The 16,262-nt window shown below is 69.8% G+C and carries 14 protein-coding genes; 3 read left to right on the top strand and 11 right to left on the bottom strand.

What is annotated here, in order from left to right; translation table 11 throughout:
* The first annotated feature begins 150 nt into the window (after positions 1-150).
* Positions 151-750: a GNAT family N-acetyltransferase gene (locus tag ABD172_RS05900; protein WP_344307827.1), complete on the top strand. Its 600-nt coding sequence runs from the start codon at positions 151-153 to the stop codon at positions 748-750.
* Between the two features lie 139 nt (positions 751-889).
* Here ABD172_RS05900 and ABD172_RS05895 read toward each other — a convergent pair whose 3' ends face one another.
* From ABD172_RS05895 to ABD172_RS05875, 5 genes are all read right to left on the bottom strand, one after another.
* A complete protein-coding gene (locus tag ABD172_RS05895) occupies positions 890-2,305 on the bottom strand; it encodes a DUF3500 domain-containing protein (protein ID WP_344307825.1) in 1,416 nt (471 codons plus the stop codon).
* Positions 2,306-2,418: 113 nt separating this feature from the next.
* Positions 2,419-3,531: an NAD(P)-dependent oxidoreductase gene (locus tag ABD172_RS05890; RefSeq protein WP_344307823.1), complete on the bottom strand. Its 1,113-nt coding sequence runs from the start codon at positions 3,529-3,531 to the stop codon at positions 2,419-2,421.
* A gap of 321 nt (positions 3,532-3,852) precedes the next feature.
* Positions 3,853-4,560: an NAD(P)H-binding protein gene (locus ABD172_RS05885; protein ID WP_344307822.1), complete on the bottom strand. Its 708-nt coding sequence runs from the start codon at positions 4,558-4,560 to the stop codon at positions 3,853-3,855.
* A 186-nt stretch (positions 4,561-4,746) separates the two neighbouring features.
* The gene (locus tag ABD172_RS05880; RefSeq protein WP_344307821.1) at positions 4,747-6,207 is read right to left on the bottom strand and encodes a metal-dependent hydrolase family protein; all 1,461 of its coding nucleotides are present in this window, start codon (positions 6,205-6,207) and stop codon (positions 4,747-4,749) included.
* A 217-nt stretch (positions 6,208-6,424) separates the two neighbouring features.
* Positions 6,425-7,735, bottom strand: a complete 1,311-nt coding sequence (locus tag ABD172_RS05875) for an alanine racemase (RefSeq protein WP_344307820.1) — start codon at positions 7,733-7,735, stop codon at positions 6,425-6,427.
* Positions 7,736-7,824: 89 nt separating this feature from the next.
* On the opposite strand from ABD172_RS05875, the gene ABD172_RS05870 reads away from it, so the two are divergent.
* Positions 7,825-8,205, top strand: coding sequence for an ArsR/SmtB family transcription factor (locus ABD172_RS05870; protein WP_344307818.1), 381 nt, complete (start codon positions 7,825-7,827; stop codon positions 8,203-8,205).
* Positions 8,206-8,335: 130 nt separating this feature from the next.
* Positions 8,336-9,313 (top strand): SRPBCC family protein, encoded by a 978-nt coding sequence (locus ABD172_RS05865; protein WP_344307816.1) that lies wholly within the window; start codon positions 8,336-8,338, stop codon positions 9,311-9,313.
* A 160-nt stretch (positions 9,314-9,473) separates the two neighbouring features.
* Here the strand turns inward: ABD172_RS05865 and ABD172_RS05860 are convergent, their stop codons facing one another.
* The 6 genes from ABD172_RS05860 to ABD172_RS05835 all read right to left on the bottom strand — a co-directional run bounded on the left by ABD172_RS05860 (position 9,474) and on the right by ABD172_RS05835 (position 16,204).
* Positions 9,474-10,022 carry an RES family NAD+ phosphorylase gene (locus tag ABD172_RS05860; RefSeq protein WP_344307815.1) on the bottom strand — a complete coding sequence of 183 codons (549 nt, stop codon included), beginning with the start codon at positions 10,020-10,022 and terminating at the stop codon, positions 9,474-9,476.
* An 86-nt stretch (positions 10,023-10,108) separates the two neighbouring features.
* Positions 10,109-10,843 (bottom strand): hypothetical protein, encoded by a 735-nt coding sequence (locus ABD172_RS05855; RefSeq protein WP_344307813.1) that lies wholly within the window; start codon positions 10,841-10,843, stop codon positions 10,109-10,111.
* A gap of 158 nt (positions 10,844-11,001) precedes the next feature.
* Positions 11,002-12,024, bottom strand: a complete 1,023-nt coding sequence (locus ABD172_RS05850; protein WP_344307811.1) for an ornithine cyclodeaminase family protein — start codon at positions 12,022-12,024, stop codon at positions 11,002-11,004.
* A 28-nt stretch (positions 12,025-12,052) separates the two neighbouring features.
* Positions 12,053-12,898: a thioesterase family protein gene (locus ABD172_RS05845; protein WP_344307809.1), complete on the bottom strand. Its 846-nt coding sequence runs from the start codon at positions 12,896-12,898 to the stop codon at positions 12,053-12,055.
* Positions 12,899-13,106: 208 nt separating this feature from the next.
* Positions 13,107-14,018 (bottom strand): cation diffusion facilitator family transporter, encoded by a 912-nt coding sequence (locus ABD172_RS05840; RefSeq protein WP_344307807.1) that lies wholly within the window; start codon positions 14,016-14,018, stop codon positions 13,107-13,109.
* A 260-nt stretch (positions 14,019-14,278) separates the two neighbouring features.
* The gene (locus tag ABD172_RS05835; RefSeq protein WP_344307805.1) at positions 14,279-16,204 is read right to left on the bottom strand and encodes a flotillin family protein; all 1,926 of its coding nucleotides are present in this window, start codon (positions 16,202-16,204) and stop codon (positions 14,279-14,281) included.
* Between the last annotated feature and the right edge of the window lie 58 nt (positions 16,205-16,262).

Genomic DNA, 16,262 nt, shown 5'->3' with positions numbered 1-16,262 from the left:
CCTCGATCCCCCTCGGCAAGACGGCCCCGAAAAGTACCCGGACCCACGAAACGTCCCCGACCTCTACGAACGAAAGAGGTGCCACCGGTCGACCGACACCCTTCGCGAACACCATGACCGGCGTCATCCCGGATTCGCTAGTCTCCGGACATGGTGACGCAGGACATGGTGACGCACGACCCCCGAATCACGGTCCGCCCGGCGACCCCGGAGGACGCGCGGGCGATGGCGGAGGTGCATGTCACGTCCTGGCAGGAGACCTACCGCGGCCTCATATCGGACGAGACTCTCGGTGACCCCGCGTTCGTCGAGCGCCGCGAACGGATGTGGACGACGGTTCTCCGCGACGAGCGCTACCGCGAGCACCGGGTCGCAGTCGCCGTGGAGAACGCCGTAAGCGGTGACGGCCACGGCAACGCGGCCATGCACGCGCGAGGCGCCTCGCGGATCGTCGGCATCGCCATGAGCGGCCCTCCACCGGAGTCGGACGACTCCACGGATCTCCCGTGCACTCGTCACCTGTACGTGCTCTACACCCTCGCCGCCGTCCACGGCCGAGGCGCCGGCACGGCTCTTGCAGAGTCCGTCCTCCACCCGGCGGAGACCGTGTCCCTGTGGGTCGCCGACCCGAATCCCCGCGCACAGGCCTTCTACCGGAAACTCGGCTTCACCCCGGACGGTGTCGAGCTCATCGACGAGACGGACGGTTTCCGCGAGATCCGGATGATCCGCCGCCACGTTTCTCGCTGAGCGACGCATCACCGGACGCGCGGACACGGGAAAGTTCCGTGATGGCGGTTCGCGCGAGCCGCCATCATAGAACTTTCCCGTGTCGCCGGAGCTTGCGTCGCCGGGTCTGATGTCACCCGAACAGGTGTCACCGAGTGGCTCAGGAGTCCGTGATCGAGTCCGCCGACTGGTCCGCAGAGTCCTCGTCGGTGCTGTCGTCACCGGCGAAATCGGGAGGAGTGCCGCCATCGGGCATGTCCGTCGGCATTTCACCGTCCGGCATTCCGCTCGGCATCTCGCCGTCGGCCGGCATCCCGCCGCCCGCACCGCCGCCGGGACCACCGCCGGAGGCCTCGCCCTGGGTCACGCTTCCGGCGTAGTCCTCGTTCGGGTCGCGGTAGATCGTGTGGACGTGGCCCCACCCCGAGGTCGTGACGCCGTCGACGTCGGCACCCGCGGAGCCCTGCTGGGAGGCGAACTCGATGTAGACGTCCGGGCCGGAGATCTGGAAGTAGATGCCGTCACCGGTGCTCATGTCGTACTCGGTCGCGCCGGACCAGTTGATGTACGTGTCGTCGAGGGTCGCCTCGACCTCCGCGAGTTCCGCCGCGGTGGTCTCCTCGTCGGCCATGCCCGACCAATTCGCGATGACGGCGAGCAGCAGCTGCTTCTGTTCGTCCGTGAGATCCGACCCCTTGAGTCCCGTCCCCGTCGGGTAGTCGCATGTGCCGCCGGGTGCACAGACCATGGCTGACACGTCCTCACCCTGGTACATCGCCTCGAGCTGCTCGTCGGTCAGGCTGTCGTAGAAGGCGAAGGCGTCCGTGTAGATCGCGTCGAACGGCTGGACCTCATCGCCGTCGGAGTCCGTGTAGGCCGCCGGCTGCACGCCGAGGTGTGTCGGTGCGAAGGTGATCTCGTCGTTCGTTCCGTCGAGGTCGGCGTTGATACCGAGGTGGTGCCCGCCGAACTGGAGGGCCCACTCACCGTCGGCATCGGGCTCACCGAAGAACGCGATGTAGTACTGCCCGAGGGACTCCTCCGTGCTCGAACTGTTCTCGAGGAGGTACTCGTCGCCTCCGATGATGCCGACGACCTGCGCGTAGGCTTCATCGTTGAGCAGACTCTCGAGGACCGCGAGCGCAGCCGTCCGCTGCTCGTCGGTGAGGTCGTACAGGTTGAGGCCGGCGCGTTCGACGAAGGTCACGGGGAAATTCGACCAGGACGTCGACTTCGTCTCGTCGTCGTAGTCGTACAGGAGAGTCTCCTGCTGTTCGGCCGAGAGAGTGTCCCAGAAGGCCTGGGCAGCAGCTGCGGTGTCGGAGATCGTCTCCTCCGTCGTCGTGGCATCCTCGGTCGAAGCGACGTCGAGGGTCGAGATCGCGGTCCCCGAGGTGGAACTCTGGTTCGACACGGAGGTCGAGGCCGAGGCCGAATCGGTGTCGGCGGAGGTCGCAGCCGCGGAGCACCCCGTGAGGGCCAGGCCGACGGCGAGTGTCACGGCGGTAAGGGCGGTCGGGATGGTCCGGAATCGGCGGCGGGTACGGGTCGTGGTGTTCTTCGTATGCGTCGTCATGCCGAGAAAACTACGGACGCAGTCCATGAAGTCCGTAGGGCGTTCCTATGGAACTGCTGTGGAACCCGGATACTCCCGGAACACCGCCGGCACACCGACCGGCATCCGGCCACTCACCCCAGGTTGCGGATCGCCTCGGCGGGGGTGGCCTCGGGGGCGACCGGAGTGCGGTCGTGCATGAGTTCCGCGATGTGCGCGAGGTGATCGCGGGCACCGGCGGACACGAACGCGCTCACGCCGAGGTCCTCGAGCGTGCTCACCGCGCCTTCCATCTCCGCGGCGCGGCGGCGGGCGTGGAGCATCTCGCTCTTCACGAGGTCGTCGACGAGCGTCCTCCCCAGCATGTCGTCGAAGGTCGCCACCACGGAGTCCGCGACGACGTCGAGGATCCCGGCTTTCTCGGCGGCCCGGAAGCTCTCGACGAGGGACGCCTCGAGCGCCTTCATCACGACGCTGCGCAGCACCTTCGCGGTCGAGGCGGTGCCCGCCTCCGCCTGCAGGTCCCGGACGTTCGTGAACCCGAGGTCCGCGGCGGTGAACGCCGCGATCGCCTCCGGGTCGCCGGAGATGCACAGCGGCACGCCCATCCGGAAGACCGGCACGGTGTCCATGATGCTCGCGTCGACGAACCGGGCCCCTGCGGTGTCGAGGGCGGCCTTCACGGTGCGGATCGCCTCGGGGGTCGTCGCGTTGAGGTCGATGACGAGAGGTGCCGCTCCGGAGTTCGCCGCGCCGTCCATAGTCGAGGCTCCGTCCGTGGCCGAGGCGCCGCTGACCGATCCGGCAACGCCCGCCTCGTCGACGACACCGGTCCCGAGCGCCTCCGCGATCGCGAGGCCGGTGGACTCCGCCTGGTCGGCGACGACGGAGCTGAACACGATGTCGGCACCGGCGACCGCCTCGGCGACGGTGTCCGCGAGCGTGATGCCCGTCTGCGCATTGAGCTCCCGGAAGTCCGCGGCGTACGGCGGGCGGTTCCGGCGTCCCGCGTTGAAGCCGCGGAACCGGACAATGCGGCCGGTCGCGCCGGCGTGGGCCGCGATGCCCGCGGCGAAGATCCGCGCGACCTCACCCGCACCGACGAAAGCGACGGTGAGGGTGGGTGCGGCCGAACCCGACTCCTCGGAGCCGTTCCCCACTGCTACGGTATCGGACGACGCTGCGGTACCTGTCGACGAAGGAACGGTGACGGGAGCCGGGGCTTCGGCGGTCGCTTCAGTGGTCACGGAACGGCTTTCGTTCGGGATCGACGGTCACCGACGATCCTACGAACCGCGTGTGAATGGCGGATCACACGGCGGTCGGGCCCCGCGTACAGCGGGACCGATACTGCCACGAGGTCCGTCGGCGCTCCCCGCAACCGGATCCCCGTGCGCAACACAATGGGACGTCATCGAGCTCCCGAGCATCACAATGTGTCGCGCTGGTCGATCTCCTTGCCGCCGCAAGCACCGAGGCGACCCGCAGGCCGAACCCGCACGCCGCCTCGGCCCGGGGTCAGCTCCTCGGCCCGGCCTCAGCTCACGCCGGCCAACGCCCGACCCGACTCACCCCTGCGAGAGGTGCGCCTCGAGTGCTTCCGCCATCGGGGTGTCACCCTCGGAGATGTCGAACTCCTTGCCGATCGTGCGCGGGTCCGCGAGCACGAGCGTGATGAACCCGGCGACATCGGCGCGGCGGGTCTTCGCACCGCGGGAAGTCCCGGACTCGACGGTGAGGGTGCCCGTCGCCGGGTCGTCGAGGAGCGCACCGGGCTTCACGATCGTCCACGGGAGGTCGCTCGTCATGAGCGCGTCGTCGGCGATCCGCTTCGCATCCCAGTAGGCGCTGAAGATCGCGTCCGTGCCCTCGGCGACGGGGTTCTGCGCACCGATGAAGGAGATCTGCACGAACCGGGTGTGCGGCCCGAGCTCGAGTGCCGCCTGCTGCGCGAGGAGCGACCCGCCGAGGTCCATCGTGTACTTGCGGAACGCGTTCGAACCGCCACCGGCGCCGGCCGCGTAGACGACAGCCTCGGCGTCGCCGTAGGCCTCGACGAGGTCCTCGACACCGGCTTTCTCGACATCGAGGACGACGGGAGTGCCGCCGCGCTCCTCGATGTCCGTCGCGTGGTCGGGATTGCGCACGATGTTCCGCACGACGGCGCCGGAGTCCGCGAGCAGTTCGGTGAGGAGGAGGGCGATCTTGCCGTGACCGCCGACGATCGCGACGGTGGCGGGGGCTTCGGACAGCGAGGGTGCGGATGAAGTCGTCATGCCCCCAGCCTGGCACTCGCTGCCGCGCACGCAACCCCTGTCCGCTCAGGGCGAAGGGCGAGCGCTGCCGATTTCCCTTCGCCCTCGCGGCTTCCCTTCACTCTGCGCCACATATGTCTGGAAACCACCATCCCGACGGGAACTCGCGCCCCTCGAGCTGCGCGTCCCTGCCGGCGCCCGGCCGCCTCACGACCCGACCACGACATCCCCGCCCTTGACGACGGCCGCGACGTCCCGCAGCGCGGAGATCTCCCGGGTCGGGTCGCCCTCGACGAGCAGCAGGTCCGCGAGCTTGCCGACCTCGAGCGTCCCGAGCTCGTCCGCGACCCCGAAGTTCTCCGCCGACACCCGGGTCGCACTCACGAGCGCCTGCGCAGGATCCATCCCGAACCGCACCATGAGTTCGAGTTCGCCGGGCGTCTCCGTGTGCGGGTTGAACGGCGTGCCCGCGTCCGTCCCGCACGCGATCCGCACTCCCGCCTCCACCGCCGCCGCGAACGACGACACCGAGGCCTCCGACTCCATGAGCACCTTCCGGCACATCCACTCCGGCACCGCGTCCCCGTGCTCGACGAGCGACTGCACGGCGATGAGCGTCGGCACGATGATCGTTCCGGCCTCGAGCGCCATGTCGATCGCCTCCTCGTCCATGAAACACGCGTGCTCGATCGAGTCGATGCCTGCCGTAATCGCGTTCTTCACACCTTGTCCGCCGATCGCGTGCGCGGTGATTCGCTTCCCCGCGTTGTGCGCCTCATCGGCCCCCGCACGCAGTTCCTCGACACTCAGCGCGGTCTGCAGCGGCGTCACGCCCTTCGTGAGCACCCCACCGGTCGCCATGATCTTGATGAAGTCCGCACCGGCCGCGAGCTCCGCGCGCACCGCCTGCGCGACTCCCCACGGCCCGTCGGCCTGCCGACCCATGAAGTGCCCGTGCCCACCGGTCATCGTGATGACCCGCCCGGCCGCCTGCAGTCGCGGACCGCGCAGGGGCGTGGGCCCGCCGGTCGCCGAGGTGCCCGTTCCCTTCGTGCTCTCCGCACCGGCCGCACCGGCCTCGCCTGCCGACCTCGCCCTCACCGCGCCGATCGGCACGACCGGCGTCCCGTCCTCGAGCAGCCGCGCGAGGTCGATCGCGATCCCCTCGAGCGACCCGCAGTCCCGCGCACTCGTCACACCCGAGGCGAGCTCGATCCGCAGGTTCTCGTACGCCTGGATCGTCGCCTCGACGACGGACGGCGTGAACGTCTGCCCGGATCGCGCGGCCTCCGCCCCGTCACCGACGAGGTGGACGTGATTGTTGAACAGTCCCGGCAGGAGCGTCCGCCCCCGCCCGTCGAGCACGGTCATCTCCCCCGTCGAGGCGCCCGCTGGCGGATCCACGGCAGGCACCGGAGTGCCGACGGAGTCCGCACCCGAGGCGCCGGCAGGGTCGCCGGGGGCCTCCCGATCTCCGGTGCTCGCCGGGTCTCCGGCGCCCGGCCCGTGATCAGCGCCCGGTACCTCGGTGCCGGGTGGTAGCGGCGCCTCGGCGGCGGGGCCGATCCAGGAGATGCGCCCGTCCTCGACGAGGAGGGACATGTGGGGCCGGCCCGTGGGACGGGCGATGACGGAGTCGAAGAGGGTGACGTCGTGGACGAGGAGCACGGGGATTCCTTTCGAGGGGAGGAATGAGAGGAACAGGGAGGGGACGCAAGGGGACCGGGGACAGGGGCGGGCGCCGACGGAGGGGCACGGGGCGGAAGTCAACGGATTCGCCCAGGACGATCGAAACGCTTGCCGTTACGCCGAACGGAAACTGATTCGGTTGTCGTGGGCGAATCCGTTGGAATCCCGGTGAGGGGGCCAGCGCCCCACCCACACCTCACCAGTGGTTGAGGCGCTCCCACACCGCGTGGACGGGAGTGTTCTCGGCGGCGGCCGCGAGCGCCGAGCCGGGCTCCTCACCTGCGACGACGCAGTACCGCGGGTGGGCCCCGGCGGTCGCGCACGCGTGATTCGGCAGGATACGGAGACGGGTCCCGACGGGGATCTCGGGGGTCTCACCGGGAACGCCACCCGACGTAGCGGCACCGTCCGAAAAACCGATGCCTGCCGAGGACCCCGCACCGTCCGAGGAACCGGCACCGTCCCTCCCGCCGACCTCGGGTCGCAGCGTGAGGATGCCGTGTTCCTGGCTCGCGCCGCTCATGATGAGGTCGGGAACGACCTCGCCGGTCATCGTGAGGACGACACCGTAGCCCTGGTCGACCTCCTGGGCGGCGGTCCCACGGTCACGCGACATGGCCATCCAGCCACCGTCGGTGAGGATCCAGCCCTTCTCGCGATTGTGACCGGTGACGGTGACGACGACGCTGAGTGCGAGGTCCTCGAGCGCGCAGACCCCGATCCCGGCCATGACGAGATCGAAGAAGACGTAGCAGCCGGCGCGTACCTCGGTGACCCCGGTGAGGTCCTCGGCGGCGTGGGCGGTCGGGGTCGACCCGACGCTCACCACCGGGCAGTCGTGACCTGCGGCGCGCAGACGTTCAGCGGCGGTGACGACCGCGTCGCGTTCGGCATGGGCGGCGTCCCGCTGGGCTTCGTACGTCGTGCAGAAGTACGACTCGCCGGCATGCGTGAGGACTCCGCGCAGCAGGCTCGTTCCGGGTTCGACGACGAGCGCATCCGCGATCGCGAGGAGTGCGGGATCCTCCGGCACGATGCCGGCACGGTGTCCATCGGCGTCGATCTCGACGAGCGCCGGGACGTGGACGCCGGTCGTGCGGGCGAAGGCGGCGAGCGCCTCGGCCTGGGCCGTGTTGTCGAGAAGGACCGTGAGGTCGACACCGCGGTCCCGGAGAGCGGCGACGCGCGGGAGTTTGTGCGGATCGATGCCCACTGCGTAGACGATGTCCGTGTATCCGGCATCGGCGAAGTACTCGGCCTCCGCGAGGGTCGAGGCGGTGATGGGGCCCGGCCCGTCGGGGAACACGTGGCGGAGGACGTCGACGGACTTCGCGGTCTTCGCGTGGAGGCGCAGCGGGACGCCGAGGCGGTCGAGGCGCTCTTTCAACCGCGCGACATTCCGGTCGACGGTCGCGATGTCGAGGAGTGCGTAGGGGGTGTCGACCTCGGCGAGGGTGACGGGGGCCGACGCGGCCGGGTGGACGGGCGACGGAGCGGGGACGGTCACGGGGATCTCCTGGAGACGTTGGAGGGTCAGGGGCACGGACGGGGACTGGGTATTGACCACGGTATGTGACGCGCGTAATGTACAACTACATGGTTGTACGTGAGAGTTCCCTCGTCATTTCCACCGACCTCAGCACCTCCCTCACCGACGAGGAGGTCGACCGGATCTTCCGTGCTCTCGCGGACGCCACCCGCCGCGACATCGTCAAGCGCACCCTCATCGGGGAGGAGAGCGTCTCGGCGCTGGCCGCCGAGTACGACATGTCGTTCGCCGCGGTGCAGAAGCACGTGGCCGTCCTGGAAGGAGCCGGGCTCGTGACGAAACACCGCCGTGGTCGCGAACGCCTCGTCCGGGGGAACCCCGCCTCGATCGACCGGGTCCGGGGTCTCCTCGACGAGTACGAACGCATCTGGACCGCCCGCATCGACCGGCTCGACGCCCTGTTCGACGCGGAAGAGCCGCACACCTGAAGCTCGCCGGGCGAAGCGCCGCGTCGACCGACATCACCCCACCGACCGCACCCACTCCACACCCGACACCCACCCCACCCGACACAGCAGCACCCTCATCCACCGCTCCACCGCGCCGGAAGGACCCGCCATGCCTGTGACATCCGTCGAGAAAGACACCGAAGCCCTCACGATGACGATCGTCGCGGACTTCCCCGTACCCGTCTCCCGCTTGTGGGACGCGTACGTGGACCCGCGCCAGATCGAGAAGTTCTGGGGCCCGGAGACCTACCCCGCCACGTTCCTGCGGCACGACGTGTTCCCGGGAGGACGTTCGATCTACTTCATGACGGGCCCCGAGGGGGATCGCTCCGGCGGCTACTGGGAGTTCCTCTCGGTGGATCCCGGGAAGTCCTTCGAGGTCCGCGACGGGTTCGCGAGCCCCGAGGGCGAACCGAACCCGGAGATGCCGAGCATGCGCATGATCTTCGTGTTCTCGGAGACCCCGGAGGGTTCACGCCTCACCACGACGACGTACTTCAACTCCGCGGAGGAACTCGAACAGCTCCTCGAGATGGGCATGGAGGAGGGCACGCGGTCCGCGATGTCGCAGATCGACGCGGTCCTCGCCGATCTCGCCTCGTTCGCCGCCGGCCGGGACACCGAATCGCAGATCCTCGGCGACACGCAGGTGCGCGTGAGCCGCATCGTCCGCGGTTCGGTCGAGGACGTGTGGCGGGCCCATCACGAACCCGAGCTCATGCGCCGCTGGATGCTCGGACCCGACGGCTGGACCATGCCGGTGTGCGAACCGGCGACGGAGGTCGGCGAGGTCTACCGCACCGAATGGGAGGACGCGAACGGCGAGAACCGCTTCGGGTTCACCGGTGAGGTCCTCGAATCCGCACCGCCGCTGCGCGAGGTGACGACCGAGGCGATGATCGGCATGGAGGGCGAGCCGAGCACCAACGATCTCACCCTCACCCCGGTCACCGGAGGCACACTCGCCTCCGTGGTCATCACCTATCCGAGCGCCGAGGTCCGCGACACCGTGCTCGGCACCGGCATGGTCGACGGCATGGAGAGCAGTTACTCCCGCCTCGAACGCGAGGTGCTGCAGAGCGTCTGACCAGGCCGAATGCGCACCCGAGGCGCGCCCGGCTTCCGAGCCGGCCGCGCCTCGGGCGTTCCCCGGGCCCCTGCCCGAGGCACCGACCCCCTCGAGCCGACGCCGCGCCTAGCCCCGGTCCGGTCCGGTCCGGTCCGGTCCACAGATGGGTCCAGGAGGATCAGACGAGCTCGTAGCCGAGCTGCGCTGCGATGCGGTCCAGTACGGGGAACAGCTGTGGCGCCGTAAGCGGGATCGAGGTGCGGGGCGCCGTGGGAAACGTATCCGAAGCGCGCGCGAAGAGCACGATGTTGGTCCCGGTCATCGTCGACGGCACGAGCAGCCCGTCGATGACTCCCCCGAGGTCGGTCGCGATTCCATGGGCCCACCTCCGGGTCATCGAGGTCACTCCGTGGACGAGCGCGGACGCCCCACCGTGACGGATCAACCAGGTGGCCGACGAACGGAGATCGAGCAGTTCGAGCGGGCGCGCGGGGCTCCACTCCATCACCACCGGCGCTCCCGTGACGCGATCGATCGTGCGCGTCGCCTGGCCGACCTCGGCGCAGGCGGTCGCGAGGCTGTCACCGCAGTACAGCACGCCCCAGGGAGCGTGGTCCTGCGGCGGGCCGGGCGGATGCGGATCCCAGCGCTGCCCCGCGACGGGACCGTAGTGCCGGAGCGCGCCCCACGGCAGCGGATGTCGGCCGATGGTGGAAGCGACCCTCACGAGAGGCGCCGACCACGGCACAACGTCCCTCGAGTTCACTGTGAGCGGACGCGGAGGATCCTGCGCGAACTTCTGCGAGCCGCCGCTCACCGTCGGGACATTCCCTCGAGGAGCGCGACGACCGCCTGCGGCTCCCCTCCGGAGATCAACCAGTCACGCGGAGACAGCGTGTGGCTCCCGATCGTGGATTCACCGCCGACCACGTCGACGCTCGGCCCGCCGATTTCGCCCCACACCGCCTCGGACGAGAGATCCGGGTGAGCCGATCTCATGAAACCCTCGATTGACAGCGGATGGAGGTCCGCGGGGATCGCCGGCACGACGTCCGCAAGATGCGGGAGGGGCTCGTACACCTCGTCCGGCGCAAACGGCTCTCCGGGAACATAGTCCTCGTAGGTCGTTCTTTCGTAGAACTGCCACTCGGGGAGCCGAAGGGCGCCCGCGACGCGGACGGCGTAGTACCGATGCTGTTTGATCCCGCGGGTGATGTTCGGGGTGTCGCGCTCGAGGAGTTGCGCGGCCTGCTTCGTCGTGAGCGCGGACTCGAGAAGCCGGCGCGACACAGTGAGGTCGTGCAGTGCGATCCGGGCGCCGAGGGCCGCGGATTCCGATTCGCGCCGCATACGCTCGTGCTCACCCTCGGGCAGCCCCGCCACACGCAGGAGCCGCTCGAAGGCACCGTCCGGCAACGGGGAGGCGGCCGGCAGCGGCGCCCGCCCCGGCATCCATTCGGGATGCGCGAGTACGTCGTCGGTGAACTTCTCGAGGGAGAGGTCGGTTGCGAGAATCGACAACAAACGCTCCACCGTACTCTCGGACATACCCTAATTCTACCGCACGACACCGCACTCCGGATGCACTCGAATGCATTACTCCCCCGGACCGGCCCGTGCGTGTCGGCACGGACGGCTCCGGGCGCGCACTCCAGCCCGTCGGTCGTCAGTCGCCGGTCGTCGAGGCCGGCCCTGACCGTCGGCGTTCAGCCCTGCGCGTCCGCTGCGGCGAGGAGCGCTTTCGCCATCGAGAGGTCCTGGAGGGCGAAGCCCGAGGAGTCGAACACCGTGATCTCCTCCGCTGAGGTGCGGCCGGTGGCCTCACCTGCGAGGACGTCACCGAGGGCGACGAGCCCCTCCACCGCCGAGGCGCCCTCCGGGGCGTTGGAGAACTCACCGATGGCCCGCGACTGGTCGACGAGGTCGACGAACATCCGCACCTCGGCGCGATCGTACGTCGCCGGGTCGTAGAGCTCGGTGGGGAGCTCCTGCTTGCCACTGCCGTCGGCACCCATCGCGGAGATGTGGGTACCGGGCTGCACCCAGGCGGCGTCGAAGAGCGCACCCTTCGCATTCGTCGCGGTGACGAGGACGTCCGCAGCGGCAACCGCCTCGCGCGAAGCCTCCGTGTCCGTGAGGGCGGCCGAGGACACCTCGACCCCGAAATCCTGTGCGATGCCGGCGGCGAAATCGGCCGCCTTCTGCGCGTCCCGTGCGAGGACGTTCACGCGCTCGATGACAGGGCCGTCGACCTCGGAATCACCGATCCCAGCACCCTCGACCCCGGAGCGTCCGAGGGCGAGGACCGCCTGCACCTCGTAGCGCGCCTGGTGGCCGGCGCCGATGACGGTGAGCACCCGGGAGTCACGGCGAGCGAAGGTCTGCACGGCGAGGGCGTCGGCGGCCGCGGTGCGGTACCCGTTCGCGGTCGCCCCCTCGATGACGGCGTCCACGCGGCCGGTGACCGGGTGGAGGAGGATCGTCGTCGTGCTGTGACGGGCGAGCCCGAGGGAGTCCGCGGTCGGCCAGTACGCACCGACCTTGACGCCGACCCCGGCGTCGGAGCTGCCGGACTTGAGGGTGAACCGCGAGCCCTCGACGGTACCGGGGCCCTGCACGACGGGGTTCACGATGCCGGAACGGGCGGCGAGGAAGGCTTCACGGGCAGCGGCGAGCGCCATCCCCTCATTCACGAGGGAGGCGGTGAGGGATTCTTCGAGGATGCGCATGCGCCCAGTTTTCCACGGGTCGCCGTTCCTACCCGAGGTGCGCGGCGACCATCGTCTGCAGCCCGGTCCCGAGCACTCCGTGCACGTCCGCGAGTTCGTTGTTCACGATCCCGCCGTGGCCCGGGGTCGCGATCGACTGAGCGTTCATCCGGATCCACTCGCCCTCGGGGTCGCGGTCGAGCGCGACGTGCAGGTCGCAGTTGATGAACCGGTACCGGCTCGTGTCGACCGGAAGGCTGAGTCCGCCGGCGGAATCCGCGAGCACGAGCAACCGTTCCCAGGGAGCGATCTCCTCCCCAGAGACGAGCGGGATCCACACCCGTCCCCAGACGAAGGCCGGGCCGAGTTCCGTCGGCGCCCCCTCCATGTAGCGCCACTCGACCGCCTCGGTGTACCCGCCGAGGTGCGCCTCGGCGATCGCGGAGAGTCCCCGCCCACCGGCCGGGAGGTCGTCCGGGAGAACCGCAGGAGCGCCCGCATCCCGCCGCCCGATCGACCGCGGGTAGTCCTCGGGGGCGCGGAGGATCCGCCACGCCCGCGCCTGGAGCACGGGGCGATCGGGGTGGTCCGCGGAGAACGCCGTCGCCTGGAGCAGGTCCATCGACCGCCCTCCCCGGATGAGTTCGGTGCGCACCTCGAGCCCGGCCACGGGCACCGGGCCGAGGATGTCGACGTGGATGTCCGCGAGCCGGAATCCTTCACGGGGATGGTGCTGCATCATCTGCCGGGCGAGGAGCGCCGAGGGAGGTCCGGCGTGCTGGAACCGGGGGTCCCACACCCCGGCCGTGGCCGGCCCGGAGACGAACGAGGCGCGGCTGGGCTCCGTGATCGCCGTCGACGGGTACGAGTCCTCGCGGGTGTAGAACGATTCCACTGTGGTGAGCTCCTTCGCTGCACGGATCCTTCGGTCACACGGGTGACCGACTCCCTCCAGTTCTACCCGAGAACCGTCCCCCGACAACGGAATCGACAGGAACGACCCTTTCCGTTGCCGTTCGCCCGAACGGCAACCGATTCGGTCGCACTGGTCGATTCCGTGGGAGAACCCGCCGCGCGCACCCCGCCTGCCGGCACAGCCTCACTCAGTGGTGGTGGAGATGTTCGCCCGCGGCGTCCGCGGCACGTTCGAACTGGAAGGTCGAGTGCTCGATCGCGAGGTCGAAGTGCTCGGCGAGGCATCCGCGCAGGTCCCGGAGAATGAGCGGCGCGTGCCCGTCGTGGAAGCACTCGTCGTCGAGGACGACGTGCGCGGTGAGAACCGGCAGGTTCGAGTCGATCCGGGACACGTGGAGGTCGTGGACATCGGTGACGTGCGGCCGGTCGAGGATGTGCGCCCGCACCTTCGCGAGGTCGAGCCCGCGCGGCGTCGATTCGAGAAGGATCGAGAGGGACTCCCGGAGGATCGCCCACGCACGCGGCAGGATGATGAGGGCGATGAGCAGACCGGCGACGGCGTCCGCGCGCTCCCACCCGGTGAAGCGGATGACGAGGGCGGCGACGATGACGGCGACGGATCCGAGCGCATCGGCCATGACCTCGAGGAACGCGGCCCGCATGTTGAGCCCCGCACCGCGCCCACCGCGCAGCACGAGGAGCCCGACGACGTTCGCCGCGAGGCCGAGCACACCGAAGAACAGCAGGCTGCCGCCGGGCACCTCGGGCGGGTCGGCGAGCCGGCGCAACCCCTCGACGATCGAGTACACGCCCACCACTGCGAGGAGCGTGGCCTGCGCACCGGCGGCGAGCACCTCGGCCCGGCGGAAGCCCCAGGTGCGGCGGTCGCTCGCCGGCCGGAGGACGAGGGTCGCGGCGGCGAGCGCCATCCCGAGCCCGACGAGGTCGACGAGCATGTGCCCGGCGTCCGTGAGCAGGGCGAGGGACCCGGTGACGACCGCACCGATGACCTCCGCGACGAAGACGACGGCGGCCACCGCGAAGGCGATCGCCAACCGCCCCCGAGGCGCCCCGGCGCCATGGGAATGATCGTGCGCCACAGGCAGTCCCTCCCTCCGGACCCCACGTTCCGGATCACCCACCGAAGCACGCGCGCGGGTTCTTCGGACGGTGTGCACTCCCCGCTCCTACGTCCGCGGGTCGTACAAGGCCATTCACATCAAGCCACTCACATAAGCATTCCCTAATACGTTACGCCCTGATCCGCCCTCCGATCCAACCGGGAGCGCACGAAAGAGCGGGGCGTGCACCACAGTGGTGCACGCCCCGCCCGATCCGCCCTGCCGCAGGGGAGGGGGAATCACTCCTGTGCCGGGTCCTCCGGATCCTCGTCGGCACCGGTGTCCTCGCTCGGCTTCTCCGTCGCCTCCCCGGGCACCGTGTCACCGTCGGTGTGCCTACCGCGGGTGCCGCGGGCCCGGAGCGCCTCGTCGATGAGTGCGTTCACGTCGATGCCGGTCGAGCGCTTGACCTCGTCACCGAACGCGCCGAGGCCCGCCGCGAAGTCGTGGGCCGAACCGGTCGACCCCGAGTCCTCGGACAGCGGGGCGTCGGAGCCCTCGGTGAACCGTCGGGCGATGTCCGAGAGCGTGTCGGCGATGTCGGACGCGGAACCGTCGGACGTCCGGTCGTCGGACGACTTCCAGGCGCCCTCGGCGGAGTCCGGTCCCTGCCCCGTCGCCTTCTTCACCATGCCGGCGAGGTCGACACCGGTGGTGCCGCGCAGCACCTCGAGCACGGACGAGAGGTTCGAGGACATGCTCTGCGCGAGCTTGCTCTCGCCGTCGGTGGAGACGATCGAGAGGTCCTTGATGTTGCTGTAGGGCTCGACGAGCTTGCCGGCGAGTGCCGGCAGGGTGGAGAGCACCTGGTCGAGGACCGCGGCGTCGGTGAAGTGGCGGTACGCCTCGGCCTTCTGCTCGAGGGCGAACGCCTCCGCCTCACCACGGGCCTTGGCCGCAGCGGCCTCGGCCTCACCGCGGGCGCGGATCGCATCGGCTTCCGCCTCACCCTCGAGGCGCGTGGCCTCGGCGAGCTTCGAGCGGAGTTCGTACTCGGCGGCGGCATCCGCGAGGCCCTTGGCCTTGCGAGCGGCGGCCTCGGCCTCACCGGCGAGGCGCACGGCCTCGGCGTCCTTGGCCCGGCGGGCGAGTTCGGCGGCGGCCTGGGCCTCGCCCTCGATCCGGAGGGCCTCGGCGGCCCGATTGCGGCGGTGGAGTTCCGCGTCGGCCTCGGCCTGACCGCGGCGGTCGATCTCGTACGCCTCGGCGTCGGCGGCGGCCTGGCGGCGGTACTTCTCCGCGTCCGCGGGGCGTTCGACCTCGGCGACGAGCTGCTCGGCGCGCAGTTCCGCCTGTTCTTTCGCGGCGACGCGTTCGACCTCGAGGAGGCGACGACGTTCGGCCGCGGCGGACAGCGGACCGGCGTTGTCGGCGACGGCCTGTCGGACGTCCGACTCCTCCTTGAGTTCCGCGCGACGGATCGCGAGGGTCTGCTGCTGCTCGGCGATCGCCTGATCGGTGAGCGCCTGCTGCTTCTGCGTCTCCTCGTTCTGCAGTGCCGAGGCGACGGCGGCCTCGCGCTGGGCGTTCGCCTCGGCGATCGCGGCGTTCTTCGCGACCTGGGCGGCCTGCGGACGACCCCAGTCGCGGAGGTAGGACCCGTCGTCCTCGACCGCGGAGATCTGGAAGGTGTCGATGACGAGGCCCTGGTTGTTCATCGAGTGCGCGGACTCCTCCTGCACCTGGGCGGCGAAGGAGGCACGGTCCTGGATGATCTGCTCGACGGTGAGGGTACCGACGACCGCGCGGAGGGTACCGGAGAGGATCTCCTGGCTGTAGTGGTCGATCTGCTCCTGCTGGTCGAGGAATCGCTGCGCGGCCTTGCGCACGTCCTCGACGGTGCCGCCGACCTTCACCTGCGCGACGCCGCGCAGTCGGAGGGCGATGCCGTTCTTCGAGTAACCGTCGATCTCGACGGAGATCTGGCGGGACGAGAGGGAGAGGACGAACGCCTTCTGGACGATCGGGTAGACGACGGCCCGACCGCCGATGACGACCCGACCGCCTTCGGCCGCGTCACCGCTCGACGCGCCCTTGCCGGTGATGATGAGTGCTTCCGAGGGTGCGGCGATGCGGTAGGAGCGGAGGACGACGAAGATGCCGATGAGCACCACCACCGCCACCACGACCACGCCGGCCACCATGAGCGGGAATCCGAGATCCATGGATGCCTTCCGAGTCAGGAATGGGAGGAATGCCTCGATCCTAGGTTCGGATCACGGC

Origin of the sequence: Brevibacterium samyangense, assembly GCF_039529845.1 — a bacterium.
Taxonomy (GTDB): domain Bacteria; phylum Actinomycetota; class Actinomycetes; order Actinomycetales; family Brevibacteriaceae; genus Brevibacterium; species Brevibacterium samyangense.
The sequence above is the reverse complement of the archived record's forward strand: the minus strand, read 5'-3'. Positions and strand labels throughout refer to the sequence as shown.